The sequence below is a fragment of the Roseateles sp. AC306 genome, assembly GCF_979253795.1.
In genome coordinates this window covers 40,557-57,100 of the sequence record NZ_CEEDEB010000016.1, presented here as the reverse complement: position 1 = coordinate 57,100, position 16,544 = coordinate 40,557, and the positions used below count along the sequence as shown (strand labels likewise).

The following is a 16,544-nucleotide window of genomic DNA, read 5'->3' as shown; positions in this document are numbered from 1 at the left end:
CGGCAGTATCAACCGCCGCGCCGGGTCTTCACAGCTTGCGCAGGTAGGCCAGCAGCGCCGGTGTCTCGGCGTCGCTGAAGGGCCGGTCGATGACGGGCGGCGTCACGCCGGGCAGCGTGGTCAGCAGTGGCGCGGCGGGGTTTTGCACTTGCACGCGTTTGAAGAACTGCTTGTAGTGCTCCAGCATCTCCTCCAGCGTGGCGGCGGTGTTGTTGGAGAAGTAGGGCGCTGTCTGCGCAATGCCGCGCAGGCTGGGGATGTCGAGCTTCTGGATGTCGCCCGGCCCGCCCGGCGCGGGGTAGCCCGTGATCAGCAGTCGGCCGGGGTCCGACGTGGTGACACGTGTCACGCACGGCGGCTGGGGCGCGGCGCCGCCGCAGGCAGTGCCCGAGGGCGGGGTGCCGCTGTTGGTGATCTGGTAGGTGCGCACGTTCTCCATCTGGCTGGCGCTGCAGGGAGCGAACAGGAAGCGCGGTGGGCTGACCGTGTCGACGGGGCGGGGGCAGGCGGTCAGGATGTCGTGATAGCGCACCAGCAAGGTCGGCGTGCCGGCGATGCCCTGGCGGATGGGTGCGCTGCCGCTCGGGTGGGCGCCCAGGTTGCCGTGGCACTGGGCGCAGGCGCGGTTGAAGACCTGCTTGCCCAGGCGCTCCAGGTCGTCCAGCACGGGGTCGGGGTCGGGCAGCGTGGCGGCGCCTGCATCCATGGCGGCAGCCAGCAGCTTCACACCGGGGCTGGAGAACATGGCGTTCTGGAAGACGGTCAGGTCGTCCAGGAATGCGGGTGGCGCGTCTACCGTCGTGCCGGCATGGCTGCGCAGTGCGCTCAGCGCCTGGGCCTGCAGCGTGTCGATGCGGCCATCCAGCTGGTAGCCGCCGCTGGGGTTGGGCCCGCGTGGCCAGGCCGGCTGCTGGCCGTCGGGGCCGGTGAGGCGCGCGTCCAGGATGGACGGCACCGCGCGCCAGATGTCGGCCTGCGTCTCGGCGGTGGGCTGGGCCGAGGCGGGGCAGGGCACGGCGGCGCCGCAGTCCAGCAGCTTCACGTTGGCTGGCAGCGGCAGGGTCACCCGCACCAGGCCGTTGACGGTCACATTGGTGAAGTCGCGCGCTGCGGCGCCCAGCACGCGGAAGTCATCGGCGTCAATGGGGCGGAACAGCGGGTCGTCGATGCCCGTGGCCATCATGGCCGCCAGCCGCTGCTGCGCTTTCGCCGGGCTCAGCTGGAAGCGGTCGGCGGGGGAATGGCAGTCGGCGCAGGCCCGGCCGTTGCCGCCCATGCCCACCAACTGGCGGTCGTTGAAGTTGGCCTTGCCCCGGCACAGGGCGGTGGGCTGGGAGGCGGCCAGCGCGGCTGCGTCGGTCAGCGTGCAGCCGTCTTCGTCCAGCGCGGCAGCAGGGGCGGTGTCGCCACCGCCGCCGCAGGCCGACATGACCAGGGCCACGGTCAGCAGCGCGTTGAACCAGGTGGGGTGAGTGAGGTTCATGGGGGTGTCCTTGCGTCCTCGGCCGCGGCGTGCGGCCCGGCACGCACAATCGCCCGCACCCCGCCGCGCCGTCTTGAACGGCGTCTGAAAAATCCCTGAAACACCTGTGAAGCCCGCGCCTGAACGTCTCTCCTTCGGCGACTTCGTGCTCCAGCGCTCGCAGCAGCGGGTGCTGCGGCCCGACGGCAGCGAACTGAGCCTGACGCCCCGGCTGTTTGACGCGCTGCTGCTGTTCGTCGACCATCCCGACACGCTGCTCGACAAGGACCGGCTGATGGCCGCGCTCTGGCCGGGCCTGGTGGTGGAGGAGAACAACCTCAGCCAGACCATCTCCGCGCTGCGCCGCGCGCTGGGCGACGAGCCGGCCGGGCGGGGCTACATCCAGACGGTGGCGCGCCGCGGCTACCGCTTCATCGCGCCGGTGACGGTGCTGGACGGCGCCGAGCCGCCGCCCGCCGAAGCACCGGAGCCCGTGGCCGACGCGCCGGCCGCCCCCTCCCGTCCCGAGCGGCGGCTGGCCCTGCTCGGCGGTGCGGCCCTGGCCCTCACTGCCGCCGTCGCCGGCACGTGGGTCTGGCGCCGCCGCGAGCCCGACCGCCCGCCCGCACGCGCCACGCTGGCCGTGCTGCCCTTCAAGCCACTGGCCGCCGAGAGCCGCGACGAGCTGCTGGAGCTCGGCATGGCCGACAGCCTCATCACGCGGCTGTCGCTGGTGCCGGGACTGGTGGTGCGCTCGGTCGGCTCGGTGCGGCGTTACGTCGGCAACGACCAGGACCCGGTGCGCGCGGCCCGCGAGCTGGACGTGGACTGGATCGTCGACGGCTCGCTGCAGCGGCGCGGCGAGCAACTGCGCGTCAACGCCCGCCTGCTGCGCGCCAGCGACGGCGGCGCGAGCTGGAGCGACAGCTTCGATGCGCAGTTCACCGGCGTGTTCGACATGCAGGACCTGATCTCCGCCCGCGTGCTGCAGGCGCTGGCGCCGCGCCTGCAGGCCAGCGCCGGTGCGGGCGCGGTGTCGGCGGGCCTGCCGGACAAGCCCCTCGGCGGCACGCGCAGCACCCAGGCCTATGAGCTCTACCTGGCCGCCACCCGCCACACCCAGGCGCGCCGCGGTGACGGCCTGCGCAAGAGCATCTCCCTGTTCCGCGAGGCGATCGCCGCGGACCCTGGCTATGCGATGGCCCATGTCGGCCTGGCCGAGGCGCTGCGTGAGACGCTGCTGTCTGCGGATGCCCCGCCCGCCGAGGTCTTCGCCCCGGCCCGTCAGGCCGTGCAGCGCGCCCTGGCGTTGGCGCCGGGCCTCGCCGAGGCGCTCTCCGAGGAAGGCTTCAGCCGCTACTACTTCGACTTCGACTGGCCCGGTGCGGAGCGCGGCTTCCGTCGTGCGCTGGCGGTGAACCCGAACGTCGCCATGGCTCACTTCGGCCTCGCGCAGCTGCTGCTGACGCAGGACCGCGCCGACGAAGGCATGCAGCACCTGCGGCTGGCCCGCGAGCTGGACCCGATGTCCGCCTTCCTGAACGCGGTGGAGGCCGGCTACCTGGTGTCCCGCGGTGAGCGCGAGGCGGCGCGGCGGCGGCTGCAGCGCGCGCTCGATATCGCGCCCGACTTCTACCTCGCCCACCGCGGCCAGGCCCAGCTGTACATGGCCGACGGCCGGCCTGACCTGGCCCTGGCCGAGCTGCGCGAGATGGCCGCCGGCGCGGGCAGAAACAGCCGGCCGCAGGCGCTGCTGGGCATGTATCTGGCGCGGCTCGGCCACGCCGACGAGGCGCGGGCCATCCTCGACCGGCTGCTGCAGCGCGCCCGCCAGGCCCATGTGTCGCCGCTGTCCATCGCCGTGCTGCATGCCGCCCTCGGTGAGCCGGCGCTCGCCCTGGACGCGCTGGAGCGCGCCCATGCGGCGCACGACACCCAGCTCGTCTTCCTGAAGGACGACCCGCGCTGGGCGCCGCTGCGCGGGCAGCCGCGCTTCAAGGCCCTGCTGCGCGCGCTGCGGCTGGACGGCTACGGGCCGGGCCTGTCGCCGAGCTGAACTGCCGGCCCGCTGCGCTGTCGATTCACACCTTGCGCTGGCGAGCCGTCGCAATCAGGCCGTCGCCGCCCGTGCCTTTTTCCTAGCATGGCGCCAGTTCGATATCCAGGGAGGTGGCATGACGGAAAACGTGTTGGTGGCGAAGGGCCTGCGCAAGGCCTATGGCGACCGGGTGGCCGTGCACGAGGTCAGCCTCGCGCTGCGCCCCGGCGAGGTGCTGGGGCTGCTCGGCCCCAACGGCGCCGGCAAGTCGACGACGGTGGGCATCATCAGCGGCCTGACCGCGCCCGACGCGGGCAGCGTGACGCTGGCCGGCGGCGTGAGCCTGGCCAGTGACGAGGCCGGCTACAAGCGCCGCATCGGCCTCGTGCCGCAGGACATCGCGCTCTACGAGGAGCTGCCGGCGCGCATGAACCTCGAACTCTTCGGCGCGCTGTACGGCATGCCGCCCGACCTGCTGAAGCGCCGCGCCGACGAGGTGCTGGCGATGGTGGGGCTGACCGACCGCGCCAGGGACAAGCCGTCCACCTTCTCCGGCGGCATGAAGCGGCGCCTGAATATCGCCTGCGCGCTGATCCACGATCCCGAGGTCATCCTGCTCGACGAGCCCACGGCCGGTGTCGACCCCCAGAGCCGCAACGCCATCTTCGACAACCTGGAGATGCTGAAGGCGGCCGGCAAGGCGCTGATCTACACGACGCACTACATGGAGGAGGCCGAGCGCCTGGCCGACCGCATCGTCATCGTCGACCACGGCCGTGTGGTGGCCAGCGGCACTCAGGCGGAGTTGTTCGCGGTGCTGCCGGCGGCGCAGATGCTGCAGGTCGAACTCGACGGTGAACCGGGCGACGCCGCCCTGGCGGGCCTCTCTGGCCTGAAGCGCTCGGGCCAGCGGCTGGAGGTCAGCGTGACCGACATCACCCGCGACACCGGCACCGTGCTGGCAGCACTGGCCGAGCGCGGCGTGAAGCTGCGCGGCCTCGCCACGGCGAGGGCCACGCTCGAAGACGTCTTTCTGAACCTGACCGGCCGTCAACTGCGGGACTGAAATCATGCAAGCCTTGCTCGCCCTTGTCCGTGCAGAACTCAAGCTGCACTTCTCCAACCGCCGCGCCGTGTTGCTCAGCATCGTCGCGCCCATCCTCATCGCCGCCTTCTTCGGCAGCCTGTTCGGCACCGGCGCCAAGATGGCCGGCATCGCTGTCGGCGTGGTCGACCTGGATGGCAGCCCGTTGTCCCAGCGCGTCGTCGCCGCACTGCAGGCCGAGGCCTCGCTGAAAACCACCGTCACCGACGAGGCCGATGCGCTGGCGCAGGTGCGCGCCGGCAAGCTGCGCGCCGTGGCCGTGCTGCCCAAGGGTTTGGGCCAGCAGGCGGGCGGCGCGATGTTTGGCGGCGCCAGCAAGCCCGAGATCGTGCTGCATTACGACCCCTCGCAGGCCAGCGTGCTGGCCGTCGTGCGCGGGCTGCTGGCCCAGACGCTGATGCAGGAGGTCAGCCGCTCCACATTGAGCCCGGCGGGCCTGGGCGAGATGCAGCGCCAGCTCAGCGGCGCGGCCAGCATGCCCGACTCGCAACGTGCCGACTTGGCGCGCATGTTCGAGGCCATCAGCACCGTGCAACGTCATGACGCTGCGGCTTCAGCGCCCGAGAGTGGCGGCCTGGCCATGCCCTACACCACCCGCGAGGTCGAGGCCGTGCAGGCCACCGCCAACGCCGCGCCGGTGGCCTACAACAGCTATGCGCATTCCTTCGCCGGCATGGGCGTGCAGTTCATCCTGATGGCGAGTGTCGACATGGCCGTCGGCCTGCTGCTGATGCGCCGCCTGGGCCTGTGGAAGCGGCTGCGAGCGGCGCCGCTGTCGCGCGCCCAGCTGTTGGGCAGCCGCGTGCTGGCCAGTGCGCTGATCTCGCTGATCGTCTTCGCCGTCATCTACGCGGTGGCCATTGCCGCATTCGGCGTGCGCGTGCTCGGCAGCCCGGCGGGCTTCGCGCTCGTGCTGGTGAGCTTCTCGCTGCTGACGGCCAGCTTCGGCCTGCTGGTGGCCGCAATGGGCGGCACACCCGAGGCCACGCGCGGCCTGGCCATCCTCACCACGCTGCTGATGGTCATGCTGGGCGGTGCCTGGGTGCCGGCCTTCATCTTCCCGGAGTGGCTGCAGACCGTGTCCCTCGTCGTGCCGACCCGCTGGGCGGTGGATGCGCTGGACGCGATGACCTGGCGCGGCCAGGGCTTTGCCGAGGCGCTGCTGCCCACCGCCGTGATGCTGGGCTTCACCGCCGTGTTCATGGCGGTGGCGGTGTGGCGGTTCCGGTGGGAGGAGTGAGGGGTCAGCGCGGCGCTTGGGCCGGCGCCAGCCGGCTTGACCACAGCGGCTGCCGTGCCAGTTCTGCGGCGGTGACTTCATCGGCCGTCACGGCGTACTCATTGCTGCTGCGCTCCACGAAATAGGCCGAGCGGTAGCGCTGAAGCAGACCGCCGAGTGCCCTGCGGGCCTGGCTCGAGGGGCCGTTGAAGGTGAGAGTCAGCGTGGTCATGGTCGGTGCTTCCGTCAGATGGAGCCGACGGGTTCTTGCTGTCGGCCCTCCTTGAACGCTGGCACGTCGGCGCGGTTGACGGCGGAGCTTGATACAGCTTGTGTGCGTTCCTCGGTTCAGCGGATCGTCATGGCCCAGCGCCCGAATCGCGGCGCCATGCGCCAGCCGTCCTCGCCCAGCCAGTCGGCCGCCACCAGCACATGGTGGGCGCGGCCGATGAGCTTCTCGCGCGGCACGGTGCCGATGAAGCGGGAGTCCTCGCTGTTGTCGCGGTTGTCGCCGAGCAGGAAGTAATGGCCCGCCGGCACCGTCCGCTCGGCAAAGTCGCGCCGCGCGCGCAGCGACGGCAGGAATTGCACGGCGTGGGCCCGCCCGCCGAGGTCCTCGCTGGCGCGCACGGCGTCGACCACCCAGCCGGGCGCGACGGTCTCGCCCTGCGACAGCTTGTCGCTGTAGATGAGCGGCTGGCCATTCAGGATCAGCACGTCCTCGCGCATGGCGATGCGGTCGCCCGGCAGGCCGACGATGCGCTTGATGAGGCGCGTGCCGCCGGCCGGCGAGCTGAGCGTCACCACATCGCCGCGCTGCGGCTCGCCCAGCGGCAGCAGCACCACGTCGGTGAGCGGCAGCTTGAGGTCGTAGGCCAGCCGGTTGACGAGCACCACGTCGCCCTCCAGCAGCGTCGGCCGCATCGAGCCCGAGGGGATGGGATTCCAGTCGGCCACCGCCGTGCGCAGCAGCGCCAGGCCGAGCAGGAAGACGATGAAGCCGCGGTTGGCCTTGAGGGTGTGGCGGAGGTTTTTCATGCCGCCATGGTGCGAGTGGTGGCGATGGCGCGGCAGGCGTGGCGGGCGAATGGCAGGGTCAGCCGGGCGAATGGTGAATCCGGCGAATGAGCTGCCGACGGCGCGTCGGTCTCAGGCGGCGTCCGCCGTGACGACGCGGTTGCGCCCGGTCGCCTTGGCGCGGTAGAGCGCGTCGTCAGCACGGCGGATGACGGCCTTCAGGTCGAGATCGGCGGGGCCGTACTCCGACACGCCGATGCTCACCGTCACGCGGATGCCCGAATTTGACGCTGCCACATGGGTCGCGACGCGCTGGGCCAGCGCCTCGGCGTCGCGCATCGGCGTGCGCGGCAGCAGCACGCAGAACTCCTCGCCGCCCCAGCGGCCGACGCGGTCGTCGCTGCGCAGTGCGCCGCGCAGGCTGGCGGATATGCCCTGCAGCACATGGTCGCCTTCGGCATGGCCGTGCTGGTCGTTGATGGCCTTGAAGTGGTCCACGTCCACCATCATCAGCGCGTAGCCGGTCTTGCCCTGCAGCGCGCCGGCGTGTGCGGCTTCGAGCTGCTGCAGCAGGCCGCGGCGGTTCAGGGCGCCGGTCAACTCGTCGGTTTTGGCCTGCTGGCCAAGGAGGTCCAGCACACGGCCCAGCACCAGGCGGATGTGGGCCAGGTTGATGAGGCCGCCGACAAAGAGCACGGCAATCGCCAGCGGGATGTTGGCGTGGCCGGGCGCATCGATGGAGATCTTGGTCGTGGCGCCAACCAACAGCGCCTGCACGCCGCGCACCACCAGGGCGGCACCCAGCAGGCTGTAGCCGGCCGCAGCGATGAGCGCGAACAGCGGCGTGGCCGTGCGGCCGAAGCGCCACATCAGGCTGACACTGGCCAGCATCATGGCGGCGCAGCCCAGGCAGACGACGGCGACGCGCAGGCCGTGGCCGTTCTCAAGCAGGAAGCTCGCCGCGATCACGGCTGCCGCAACCGCCAGCCCGAGCGCATAGGCCCGCAGGCCCGGCCGCCGACCCCAGTGCAGCGCCAGGCCGCGGTGCTGGAACATCGAGGCCGCGACGATGAACAGATCGGCCAGATTGCGCGGCGCGCTGCCGCTGGTCCAGGGCGGCACGAACAGCGCAAGGCCCATGGCCAGCAGCAGCCAGAACAGCGCGAAATGACCCTCGGCTGCCTGCCAACGTCGCGCGAGACGGGCCGTCATGGCCCAGGCCAGCGCATGGACGAAAAACTGCACCGAAACGAGCGCGATCAGCAAGGGTTGCGCGGTCAAGTGACGCTCCGGCGGGTTTCAGGGGCTGCGAGGTGCGCAGTTTGGCTGATTCCTGCACCGGCCGTCTTTTCGCGACCTTGCAACCCGGCCCGCCGGGTGGTTCATCTCGGTGCGTGGTTGAAAGTGCGGCCGCTGTTGCGCCGCAGCCGTCTGCGGGGCCTGGCCAGCCGGCTGCGGAAGGTCCAGACCTCGGTCGTACCCGGCGCGCCGCGATTGATTCAGGTCGGCGGATCTTTCAGGCGGGTGCGCGACACGGCCATCATGATGCCGATGCCGGCGACGATGAGGCAGGCGATGGCCACATAGGTGGCCGCCAGGCCGGCGCTGATCAAGGCCCAGGCGATGCCGCCGAGCAGCACGGCGAGCCCGAGGAGGTAGAGGACGAAGGACATGGCAACTCCGTTTTTGGATGTGTCGAGTCACTCTAGGGCGGCAGCGGCCTTGCGACGGTCGGACTGGGCTCAACCGCACCGTAGGCCCGTTCCTACCGGCTGTTCGCGCCTGCGCCTTCAGGGGGCGCAAGGCGCGCCCGCTATCGTGCCAGCCATGATGAAGAACTCCACGCGCGTCCAGCTCATCGGCCTGGTGGCCTGGCTGGCGCTCACGTTCGTCGCGGCGGCCGTGGGCGCCATCGCGTCAATGGATGCGCCGGCCTTCTACGGCCAGCTTGCCAAGCCCGGCTGGGCGCCTCCGCCCGGCGTGTTCGGCCCGGTGTGGTCCGTGCTCTACCTGTTGATGGGCGTCGCCGCCTGGCTGGTGTGGCGCCAGCGGCCGTCGCAAAGCGTGGACGGGGCGCTGGGCCTCTTCATCATGCAGCTGGTGGCCAACGCGCTGTGGTCGTGGCTGTTCTTCGGCTGGCACCAGGGCGCGCTGGCATTCGCCGATGTGCTGCTGCTGCTGGCCCTCGTTGCCATCACCGCCGCTGCCTTCTGGCGCATCCACCGGCTGGCCGGGCTGCTGCTGCTGCCCTACCTGGCCTGGGTGGCGTTTGCTACGGCGCTGACCTGGGCGGTCTGGCAACGCAATCCCGGCTTGCTCTAGGGGGGCCGGGCGGCCGTCTCGAGGCACGGCCCGCCGTCGACCCCGACGGTAAACTGCCTTGATGCCCGTTCTGCTTGCTCTCGACAGCTCCACCGACACGATGGCCCTGGCCCTCGTGACGCCGGGACAGACGAAGCTGTTCGAGGCGGCGGGCGGCGCCCAGGCGTCGGCGCGCATGCTGCCCGAGATCAAGGCCTTGCTGGCGAGTGCCGACGTACAGATGGCCGACATCGACGCCATCGCCTTCGGCCAGGGCCCCGGCGCCTTCACCGGCCTGCGCACGGCTTGCGCGGTGGCGCAGGGCCTGGCTTTCGGCCTCGACAAACCCGTGCTGGCCATCGACAGCCTGATGCTGGTCGCCGAGGACGCCCGCGCCCAGGGCGCCGGTGATGACATCTGGGTGGCGATGGACGCGCGCATCGGTGAGATCTATGCGGCGCGCTATCGCTGGGCCGATGGCGTATGGCAAATTGTCGAGGCGCCTGCGCTTTACGCCCCCGAGGTGCTGGCGGGCCGCTGGGGCCAATCGGCCGCCGTGGCCGGCTCGGCGCTGAGCGAGTACACCGCCGCCCTGGGCACGGTGGCCAACGCCTGGCCGCTGGCCCGCTCTCGCGCCGCAGCCCTGGGTGCCTTGGCGCTTGCCGCCTGGCAGCGCGGCGACACGCTCGACGCCGCCGAGGCTCTGCCCGTCTATGTGCGCGACAAGGTCGCGTTGACCACGGCGGAGCGGGCGCAAAAGGTGGTTCATCAGTGAGCGCCCAACTGGACCGCCAGCCACCGCCCTGGGACGCCGACGCGATGCGCGTGCCCGACCTGACCGAGGTCATGGCCGTCGAGCGCCAGGCCTACCCGGTGCCGTGGACCCATGGCAATTTCGTCGACTCACTCGCCGCCGGCTACCCGGCCGAGGTGCTGCGCGGGCCGCGTGCCGCGCTGCTGGGCTACTGGGTTGCCATGCCGGGCGTGGACGAACTGCACCTGCTCAACATCACCGTCGTGCCCGCGTGGCAGGGGCGTGGCCTGGCCGTGGCCATGCTGGACCGGCTGGTGGCCTGCTGCCGCGCGCGTGGGCTGACGCAGCTGTGGCTGGAGGTGCGCGTCGGCAACGAGCGCGCGCGGGACGTCTATCTGCGCTACGGCTTTGCCGAGGTCGGCAGGCGCCGCGCCTACTACCCCTCGCAGCAGGGGCCGCGTGAGGATGCCGTGCTGATGAGCCTGTCCGTGGCGGCCTGACATGAGCTGGGACGCGCGTCAGAGGGCCATGCTGGCCGAGATGGGTTTCAAGCTGCCGATGCGCGCGGCGGAGGCCGTTGCGCCTGACGAGCCTGCGGTTGCCGTCGTCGAGCGGCCCGCCGTGTCGGCGCCACCTGCGGTCATCTCACGGCCGCCGATTGCTGCGCCGGCGCCCACTCCTGCGCCGGCTCACCGCACCGCCCCGGCCGTGCCCGCCGCCATCGCCGGTTTTGCCGGGTTCGCCGGTTTCGCCGGTTGCCTGGACGCCGCCGCGCTGCGCGAGGCCGTGTCCACCTGCCGTGCCTGCGGCCTGTGCGAGCAGCGCCGCAATGCCGTCTTCGGCAACGGCGCCGTGCAGCAGGCGCAGTGGCTGGTTGTCACCGACCCGCCGGACGATGCCGACGATGCCTCCGGCCAGGCCATGAGTGGCGACGCTGGCCGGCTGCTGGACCGCATGCTGCTGGCCGCCGGCCAGACGCGGCTGGCCGGCAAGTCGGGCGAGGCGCCGACCGCCTTTGTGACGCCCCTGGTCAAGTGCCGCCCGCCGCGTGGCCGTGCGCCGCAGGCCGCCGAACTGGACGCCTGCGAGGCCGTGCTGGCCCGCCAGATCGAACTGCTGCAACCGCGCCTTGTGCTGGCGCTGGGCCTGCAGGCCGCACGCCGCCTGACGGGGCTGACCGAGCCCCTCGGCCGGCTGCGCGGCCGCGTGCATGCCTGGCGTGATCTTCCCGTGGTGGTGAGCTATCACCCGGCCTACCTCCTGCGTTCGCCCGCTGACAAGGCCGGCGCCTGGGACGATCTGCGCCTGGCGCTGGCGACTTCGACGACATGACAGTGAACGCGGTCGACATCCTTCGCTCCGTCGAGGCGGCCCGCTTCAAGCTGCTGGCCGATTACCTGCCCGCCTGGATCGCCCTCTACGACTCCAAGACCCAGGTCTGCCTGTTCGCCAACCGCGGCTATGCCGAGGCCTTCGGGGAGACCGAGCAGGGCATCCTGGGCAAGACCTTTGCGCAGGTCATCGGCGCCGAGGCGGCGGCGCTGATCCAGCCGGCCGTCGACCGCGTGCTCAGCGAGCGCGTCGCCGTCAGCTACGAGCGCGAGCTGCCCGAGGCCGACGGCACGCCGCGCTGGATCGAGGTCCACCTCATCCCGCAGCTGGGCGCGGACGGCGAGCCGGTGGCGAGCTGCGTGCTCGTCAACGACATCACCAAGCACCGCCTGGCCGAGCGCCAGTTGCGCGAGTCGGAGGCGCGGCTGGACAAGTTCATGCTCGCCACCGTCGAAGGCATCCTCTTCCACCGGGACGGCATCACGACGGACGTGAACCCGCCCTGCTGCGAGCTGGTCGGCTACACGCTGGAGGAGATGGTGGGCCGGCATGTGCTGTCCTTCATCGCCGAGGACGAGCGGCCCAAGGTCAAGGACGTGATGCGGCTTGGCAAGGAGCTGCGCTACGAGACGGCCGTGACGCACAAGGACGGCACGCGCATCCCGGTCGAGTTCATCGTGCGCACGATGGAGCGCGACGGCGAGAAGCTGCGCATGACCATCGTGCGCGACATCCGCGACCGACTTGCCAGCGCCGCCCGCATCCAGCACCTCGCCCACCACGACGCGCTGACCGGCCTGCTCAACCGCGCCGCCTTCATGGACCGCATGGCCCTGCTGCTCAAGCACGCCGAGCGCAAGGGCGAGATGCTGGCGCTGCTGTTCATCGACCTGGACAACTTCAAGCGCGTCAACGACTCGCTGGGCCACCTTGAAGGCGACAGCGTGCTGACGACGGTGTCCGAGCGCCTCGTGGGCGCGCTGCGTGGCAGCGACCTCATCGGCCGCTTCGGTGGCGACGAGTTCGTCGTGCTGCTGAGCGACCTGGAAAGCCGCGCCGACATCGTCGTCGTGCTCGAGGCGCTGCTGTCGGTCGTCGAGGTGCCCGTCAAGGCCGACGGCCGGGCGCTGTCGGTCACGCCATCCATCGGCGTCGCCGTCTTCCCAGAGGATGGTCGCCAGGCCGAGGAACTCATCCAGCATGCCGACACGGCCATGTACCGGGCCAAGGCCCGCGGCCGCGCCACCTACCAGTTCTTCGAGCCGGCGCTGGCCGAGACGGCCCTGCGCGACCTGGTGCTGGAGGCCGAGCTGGCGCAGGGCCTGACGCGCAACGAGTTCGAGCTCTTCTTCCAGCCCCAGGTCGATGCGGCCACGGGCCAGCTCTCCGGCGCCGAGGCGCTGCTGCGCTGGCGCCACCCGCAGCGCGGCCTGCTCAGCCCCGACACCTTCATCTTCGTGGCCGAGCGCCACCGCCTGATGCTGGCCCTGGGCGAGTGGGTCATGCGCGAGGCGGCCATCACCGCGCGGCGCTGGCGCGAGCAGGGCATGACCAGCGCCCACGGGCCGATGCGCATCGCCGTCAACCTGTCGCGCATGCAGTTCCACCTCGACGGTTTTGCCGACACGGTCAAGCGGGTGCTGACGGAGGCCGGGGCCAAGGGCCAGTGGCTCGAGCTGGAGCTGACCGAGCGCATGCTCATCGAAGACATCGAGCACGCGCCTGCCACGCTGGCCCAGCTGCGCGCCATGGGGCTGACCGTGTCGGTCGACGACTTCGGCACCGGCTACACCTCGCTGGCCCACCTGACCGAGCTGCCGCTGGACAAGCTGAAGATCGACCAGAGCTTCACCGCCCGCCTGCCCGACGACGTCGGCGCCCAGGCCATCACCCGCGCCATCGTGCAGATGGCCGTGGGCCTGGGCCTGACCGTCACGGCCGAGGGCGTGCGCACGGCGGCGCAATGGCAGCTGCTGGCGAGCTGGGGCTGCCAGCAGCTGCAAGGCGAGCTGGTGGGCCTGCCGATGCCGGCGGCGGACTTCGAGGCCTGGGTGAGCGCACGGTGAGCCTGACCGAGAAGATCCACGCCGAGATCGCTTCTGCCGGTGGCTGGCTGCCGTTCGACCGCTTCATGGCGATGGCCCTCTACGAGCCCGGGCTGGGCTACTACGCCGGTGGCCGGCGCAAGTTCGGCCAGATGCCGAGCGAGGGCTCGGACTTCGTCACCGCGCCAGAGATGTCGCCGTTGTTCGGCCGCGCGCTGGCCCGGCAGGTCGCGCAGGCGCTTGCAGCCAGCGGCTGCCGTGACGTGATGGAGTTCGGCGCCGGCTCGGGTGCGCTGGCGGCCCAGCTGATTGCCGAGCTCGATGCGCTGGACGCGGGCCTGGTGCGCTACCGCATCGTCGAGCTGTCGGCCGAGCTGCGCGAGCGCCAGCGCGAACGGCTGAGCCACTGGGGTGAACGTGTCGAATGGCTGGACACGCTGCCCGAGCACATCGAGGCCGTCGTCATCGGCAACGAGGTGCTGGACGCGATGCCCGTGCAGCTCGTCGCCTTCGACGGCCAGGTGTGGCGCGAGCGCGGTGTGGTCTCCGCCGGTGAGGGCTTCGCCTTCGAGGACCGCGACAGCCATCTGCGGCCGCCGCTTGAGACCGGCCTGGTGCCTGGCACCGTCACCGAGATCCACCCGCAGGCCGAGGCCTTCACGCGCACGCTGGCCCGCGCGCTCAGGCGCGGCGCGGCCTTTTTCATCGACTACGGCTTCCCCGAAGCGGAGTACTACCACCCGCAGCGCCTCGGCGGCACGCTGATGTGCCACCAGGCCCATCTCGCTGATGCCGACCCGCTCGTGTCGGTGGGCGACAAGGACATCACGGCGCACATCAACTTCACCGGCATTGCGCTGGCGGGGCAGGACGCCGGTCTCGTCGTGCTGGGCTATACCAGTCAGGCCAACTTTCTGCTCAACTGCGGCATCGCTGAACTGCTGACCGGCGCGTCGCTGGGTGAACGCGCGATGGCACACCGCCTGCTGGCCGAGCACGAGATGGGCGAGCTGTTCAAGGTGGTCGGCTTCGCGCCGCTGAATGCGCCGTTCGACGCGCTGGGTTTTGAACGCGGAGACCGGTCTCACAAACTGTAGAAGCCGTGAACGAACTCCCCACAGCCGCTCATCCCGCCGCAACGCCGCCACTCTGCGTTCCAAATGCTCGCCGTAGTGCCGGCTACGGCTGTGCTTTGCGCCTTGATTGGCGCCGCCGCGGCGGTCTGCTCTGCTGCGCGGAGTCCGTTCACAGCTTCTGAGGAGTTGCTGATGAAGGCCTGGTTGCTGCTGTTGCTGTGCGCTCCGGCGCTGGCTCAAGATCTGAATGCCGGCCGCAGCCTCGCGGCCACCTGCGCCAGCTGCCACGGCACGCACGGCCGGCCGCGCGGCTCCGCCATGCCGCCACTGGCCGGCATGAAGGCCGAGGTGATGCTGCAGGCGCTGGCCGACTACCGCAGCGGCCGCCAGCCCGGCACGGTCATGCCGCAGATCGTCAAGGGCTACACCGAGGCCCAGTTGCGCCTGGTGGCCGCCTACTTTGCTGCGCAGGCCAAGCCATGATCACGCGGCGCCAACTCGTCTCGGTGGGCAGCCTGGCGTTGGCGGGCTGCGCCACGCCAACGACGGCCAGCCTCGGCCGTGTCGTCGTCGTCGGGGGCGGCTTTGGCGGCGCGACCGCGGCGCGCTACCTCAAGCTCTGGGGCGGCGCGGACGTCGACGTCATGCTTGTGGAGCGCAACGAGGGCTTCATCTCCTGCCCCATGTCCAACCTCGTCGTCGCCGGCGTGCGCGACGCCATCAGCATCGGCCAAGGCTATGCGGGCCTGGAGGCGCAGGGCGTGAAACGGGTGCGCGGCGAAGTGGTCGCCATCGACCCGTCAGCCAAGTCGGTCCGCCTCGCCGATGGCACGACGCTGCGCTGGGACCGCCTCATCCTCGCGCCGGGCGTCGACTTCATGCTCGACGGCATCCCGGGGCTGGCCGCGGCCTACGTCAGCGGCCGCGCCGTGCATGCCTGGAAGGCCGGCCTGCAGACGCTGGCGCTGCGCCGCCAGCTCGAAGACCTGCGCGACGGTGGCGTCGTGCTGATGAGCATTCCCAAGGCGCCCTATCGCTGCCCGCCTGGGCCCTACGAGCGCGCCTGCCTGATCGCGTCTTACCTGCGCCGCGCCAAGCCGCGCGCCAAGCTGCTGGTGCTGGACGCCAACCCCGAGGTGCAGAGCAAGAAGGCGCTGTTTGAGCGTGCCTTTGCGCAGCATCACGCCGGGGTGCTGGAGTACCGGCCCAACGCCGAACTGAAGGAGGTGAGCGGCGGCGTCGCGCGCTTCGAGTTCGAGGACATCAAGGCCGATGTGCTCAACCTCATCCCGCCGCAACGCGCCGGTGATCTCGCGCGCGACTTCGCCAACGTGAACGGCCGCTGGGTGGGCATCGACTGGCTGACCATGCAGGCTCAGGCAGCGCCGGGCGTGCATGTCGTCGGTGACGCCATCCTGTCGGCGCCCGGCATGCCCAAGTCAGCCCACCTCGCCAACCAGCAGGCCAAGCTCGCGGCGGCGGCCGTGCTGGCGCTGCTGAAGGGCGAGGCGGTGAACCCGGCGCCGGTGGTGATGAACACCTGCTACAGCTTCGTCACGCCGGCCGAGGCCATGCACGTGGCCTCGGTCCACCAGTACGACGCGGTGGAGAAGACGATGAAGACGGTGCCCGGCTCGGGCGGCGTGTCGGCCGCCGCGAGCGCTGCGGAAGCGGCTTATGCGCTGGGCTGGGCCGACAACATCTGGGCGGACACGCTCGCCTTGTGACCTACCAAGCGCCGGTGTTGGGCATGGACGCCCAGGGCTCGGCCGGTGCCAGTGCCGGGCCGTGCTGCAGCAGCTCGATGGAGATGCCGTCCGGCGAGCGCACGAAGGCCATGCGGCCGTCGCGCGGCGGGCGGTTGATGAGCACGCCGTGGTCCATCAGCTTCTGGCAGGCGGCGTAGATGTCGTCCACCGCATAGGCCAGGTGGCCGAAGTTGCGTCCGCCGGTATAGGACTCGGCCTTGCCGTCCACGTCGGGCCAGTTGTAGGTCAGTTCGACCTGGGCGTCGTCGTCGCCGGGCGCGGCCAGGTAGACCAGCGTGAATCGGCCGGCGGCGTGCTCGGAGCGCTTGACCTCGTGCAGGCCGAGGGCGTCGCGGTAGAAGCGCATCGACGCGTCGAGGTCTTCGACGCGGACCATGGTGTGAAGGTATTTCATGCGCGCATTTTCACGGTTGGGCAATGGCCTCG

17 protein-coding genes are annotated in these 16,544 nt (G+C 71.0%); 11 read left to right on the top strand and 6 right to left on the bottom strand.

What is annotated here, in order from left to right; translation table 11 throughout:
* Positions 1–28 precede the first annotated feature (28 nt).
* Positions 29–1,483 carry a c-type cytochrome gene (locus tag AC0IZJ_RS24050; protein WP_471854103.1) on the bottom strand — a complete coding sequence of 485 codons (1,455 nt, stop codon included), beginning with the start codon at positions 1,481–1,483 and terminating at the stop codon, positions 29–31.
* A 106-nt stretch (positions 1,484–1,589) separates the two neighbouring features.
* Between AC0IZJ_RS24050 and AC0IZJ_RS24045 the strand changes: the two genes are divergently transcribed.
* The 3 genes from AC0IZJ_RS24045 to AC0IZJ_RS24035 all read left to right on the top strand — a co-directional run bounded on the left by AC0IZJ_RS24045 (position 1,590) and on the right by AC0IZJ_RS24035 (position 5,845).
* Complete coding sequence (locus tag AC0IZJ_RS24045) at positions 1,590–3,518, top strand: winged helix-turn-helix domain-containing protein (protein ID WP_471854102.1); 1,929 nt, start codon at positions 1,590–1,592, stop codon at positions 3,516–3,518.
* Positions 3,519–3,636: 118 nt separating this feature from the next.
* On the top strand, positions 3,637–4,566 hold the full coding sequence (locus tag AC0IZJ_RS24040) for an ABC transporter ATP-binding protein (protein ID WP_471854101.1): 930 nt from the start codon (positions 3,637–3,639) through the stop codon (positions 4,564–4,566).
* Between the two features lie 4 nt (positions 4,567–4,570).
* On the top strand, positions 4,571–5,845 hold the full coding sequence (locus tag AC0IZJ_RS24035; protein ID WP_471854100.1) for an ABC transporter permease: 1,275 nt from the start codon (positions 4,571–4,573) through the stop codon (positions 5,843–5,845).
* A 4-nt stretch (positions 5,846–5,849) separates the two neighbouring features.
* Here AC0IZJ_RS24035 and AC0IZJ_RS24030 read toward each other — a convergent pair whose 3' ends face one another.
* From AC0IZJ_RS24030 to AC0IZJ_RS24015, 4 genes are all read right to left on the bottom strand, one after another.
* Positions 5,850–6,056, bottom strand: a complete 207-nt coding sequence (locus tag AC0IZJ_RS24030) for a hypothetical protein (RefSeq protein ID WP_471854099.1) — start codon at positions 6,054–6,056, stop codon at positions 5,850–5,852.
* A gap of 116 nt (positions 6,057–6,172) precedes the next feature.
* Positions 6,173–6,862, bottom strand: coding sequence for a signal peptidase I (lepB, locus tag AC0IZJ_RS24025; RefSeq protein ID WP_471854098.1), 690 nt, complete (start codon positions 6,860–6,862; stop codon positions 6,173–6,175).
* 111 nt (positions 6,863–6,973) lie between these two features.
* Positions 6,974–8,122 (bottom strand): GGDEF domain-containing protein, encoded by a 1,149-nt coding sequence (locus tag AC0IZJ_RS24020; protein WP_471854097.1) that lies wholly within the window; start codon positions 8,120–8,122, stop codon positions 6,974–6,976.
* Between the two features lie 218 nt (positions 8,123–8,340).
* Positions 8,341–8,514, bottom strand: a complete 174-nt coding sequence (locus tag AC0IZJ_RS24015; protein ID WP_471854096.1) for a hypothetical protein — start codon at positions 8,512–8,514, stop codon at positions 8,341–8,343.
* 154 nt (positions 8,515–8,668) lie between these two features.
* Here AC0IZJ_RS24015 and AC0IZJ_RS24010 point away from each other — a divergent pair, with 154 nt between their 5' ends.
* From AC0IZJ_RS24010 to AC0IZJ_RS23975, 8 genes are all read left to right on the top strand, one after another.
* Positions 8,669–9,163: a TspO/MBR family protein gene (locus AC0IZJ_RS24010; RefSeq protein WP_471854095.1), complete on the top strand. Its 495-nt coding sequence runs from the start codon at positions 8,669–8,671 to the stop codon at positions 9,161–9,163.
* A gap of 61 nt (positions 9,164–9,224) precedes the next feature.
* Complete coding sequence (tsaB, locus tag AC0IZJ_RS24005; RefSeq protein WP_471854094.1) at positions 9,225–9,917, top strand: tRNA (adenosine(37)-N6)-threonylcarbamoyltransferase complex dimerization subunit type 1 TsaB; 693 nt, start codon at positions 9,225–9,227, stop codon at positions 9,915–9,917.
* A complete protein-coding gene (gene rimI / locus AC0IZJ_RS24000) occupies positions 9,914–10,396 on the top strand; it encodes a ribosomal protein S18-alanine N-acetyltransferase (RefSeq protein WP_471854093.1) in 483 nt (160 codons plus the stop codon). Before tsaB ends, rimI begins: the two co-directional genes overlap by 4 nt.
* A 1-nt stretch (position 10,397) precedes the next feature.
* A complete protein-coding gene (locus tag AC0IZJ_RS23995) occupies positions 10,398–11,228 on the top strand; it encodes a uracil-DNA glycosylase (RefSeq protein WP_471854092.1) in 831 nt (276 codons plus the stop codon).
* Positions 11,225–13,294 (top strand): putative bifunctional diguanylate cyclase/phosphodiesterase, encoded by a 2,070-nt coding sequence (locus AC0IZJ_RS23990; RefSeq protein WP_471854091.1) that lies wholly within the window; start codon positions 11,225–11,227, stop codon positions 13,292–13,294. Before AC0IZJ_RS23995 ends, AC0IZJ_RS23990 begins: the two co-directional genes overlap by 4 nt.
* A complete protein-coding gene (locus tag AC0IZJ_RS23985) occupies positions 13,291–14,370 on the top strand; it encodes a class I SAM-dependent methyltransferase (protein ID WP_471854090.1) in 1,080 nt (359 codons plus the stop codon). The genes AC0IZJ_RS23990 and AC0IZJ_RS23985 overlap by 4 nt, the downstream gene beginning before the upstream one ends.
* A 171-nt stretch (positions 14,371–14,541) precedes the next feature.
* Complete coding sequence (locus AC0IZJ_RS23980; RefSeq protein WP_471854089.1) at positions 14,542–14,832, top strand: c-type cytochrome; 291 nt, start codon at positions 14,542–14,544, stop codon at positions 14,830–14,832.
* Positions 14,829–16,076, top strand: a complete 1,248-nt coding sequence (locus tag AC0IZJ_RS23975) for an FCSD flavin-binding domain-containing protein (protein ID WP_471854088.1) — start codon at positions 14,829–14,831, stop codon at positions 16,074–16,076. The genes AC0IZJ_RS23980 and AC0IZJ_RS23975 overlap by 4 nt, the downstream gene beginning before the upstream one ends.
* Before the next feature lies 1 nt (position 16,077).
* Here AC0IZJ_RS23975 and AC0IZJ_RS23970 read toward each other — a convergent pair whose 3' ends face one another.
* Positions 16,078–16,512: a VOC family protein gene (locus AC0IZJ_RS23970; RefSeq protein ID WP_471854087.1), complete on the bottom strand. Its 435-nt coding sequence runs from the start codon at positions 16,510–16,512 to the stop codon at positions 16,078–16,080.
* Positions 16,513–16,544: the final 32 nt, after the last annotated feature.

Bases quoted from the DNA above. Each gene is read 5' to 3' on its own strand.
- AC0IZJ_RS24050 (WP_471854103.1), bottom strand. From the start codon at position 1,483: ATGAACCTCACTCACCCCACCTGGTTCAACGCGCTGCTGACCGTGGCC.
- AC0IZJ_RS24040 (WP_471854101.1), top strand. From the start codon at position 3,637: ATGACGGAAAACGTGTTGGTGGCGAAGGGCCTGCGCAAGGCCTATGGC.
- AC0IZJ_RS24035 (WP_471854100.1), top strand. From the start codon at position 4,571: ATGCAAGCCTTGCTCGCCCTTGTCCGTGCAGAACTCAAGCTGCACTTC.
- AC0IZJ_RS24030 (WP_471854099.1), bottom strand. From the start codon at position 6,056: ATGACCACGCTGACTCTCACCTTCAACGGCCCCTCGAGCCAGGCCCGC.
- lepB (WP_471854098.1), bottom strand. From the start codon at position 6,862: ATGAAAAACCTCCGCCACACCCTCAAGGCCAACCGCGGCTTCATCGTC.
- AC0IZJ_RS24015 (WP_471854096.1), bottom strand. From the start codon at position 8,514: ATGTCCTTCGTCCTCTACCTCCTCGGGCTCGCCGTGCTGCTCGGCGGC.
- AC0IZJ_RS24010 (WP_471854095.1), top strand. From the start codon at position 8,669: ATGATGAAGAACTCCACGCGCGTCCAGCTCATCGGCCTGGTGGCCTGG.
- tsaB (WP_471854094.1), top strand. From the start codon at position 9,225: ATGCCCGTTCTGCTTGCTCTCGACAGCTCCACCGACACGATGGCCCTG.
- AC0IZJ_RS23995 (WP_471854092.1), top strand. From the start codon at position 10,398: ATGAGCTGGGACGCGCGTCAGAGGGCCATGCTGGCCGAGATGGGTTTC.
- AC0IZJ_RS23990 (WP_471854091.1), top strand. From the start codon at position 11,225: ATGACAGTGAACGCGGTCGACATCCTTCGCTCCGTCGAGGCGGCCCGC.
- AC0IZJ_RS23980 (WP_471854089.1), top strand. From the start codon at position 14,542: ATGAAGGCCTGGTTGCTGCTGTTGCTGTGCGCTCCGGCGCTGGCTCAA.
- AC0IZJ_RS23975 (WP_471854088.1), top strand. From the start codon at position 14,829: ATGATCACGCGGCGCCAACTCGTCTCGGTGGGCAGCCTGGCGTTGGCG.
- AC0IZJ_RS23970 (WP_471854087.1), bottom strand. From the start codon at position 16,512: ATGAAATACCTTCACACCATGGTCCGCGTCGAAGACCTCGACGCGTCG.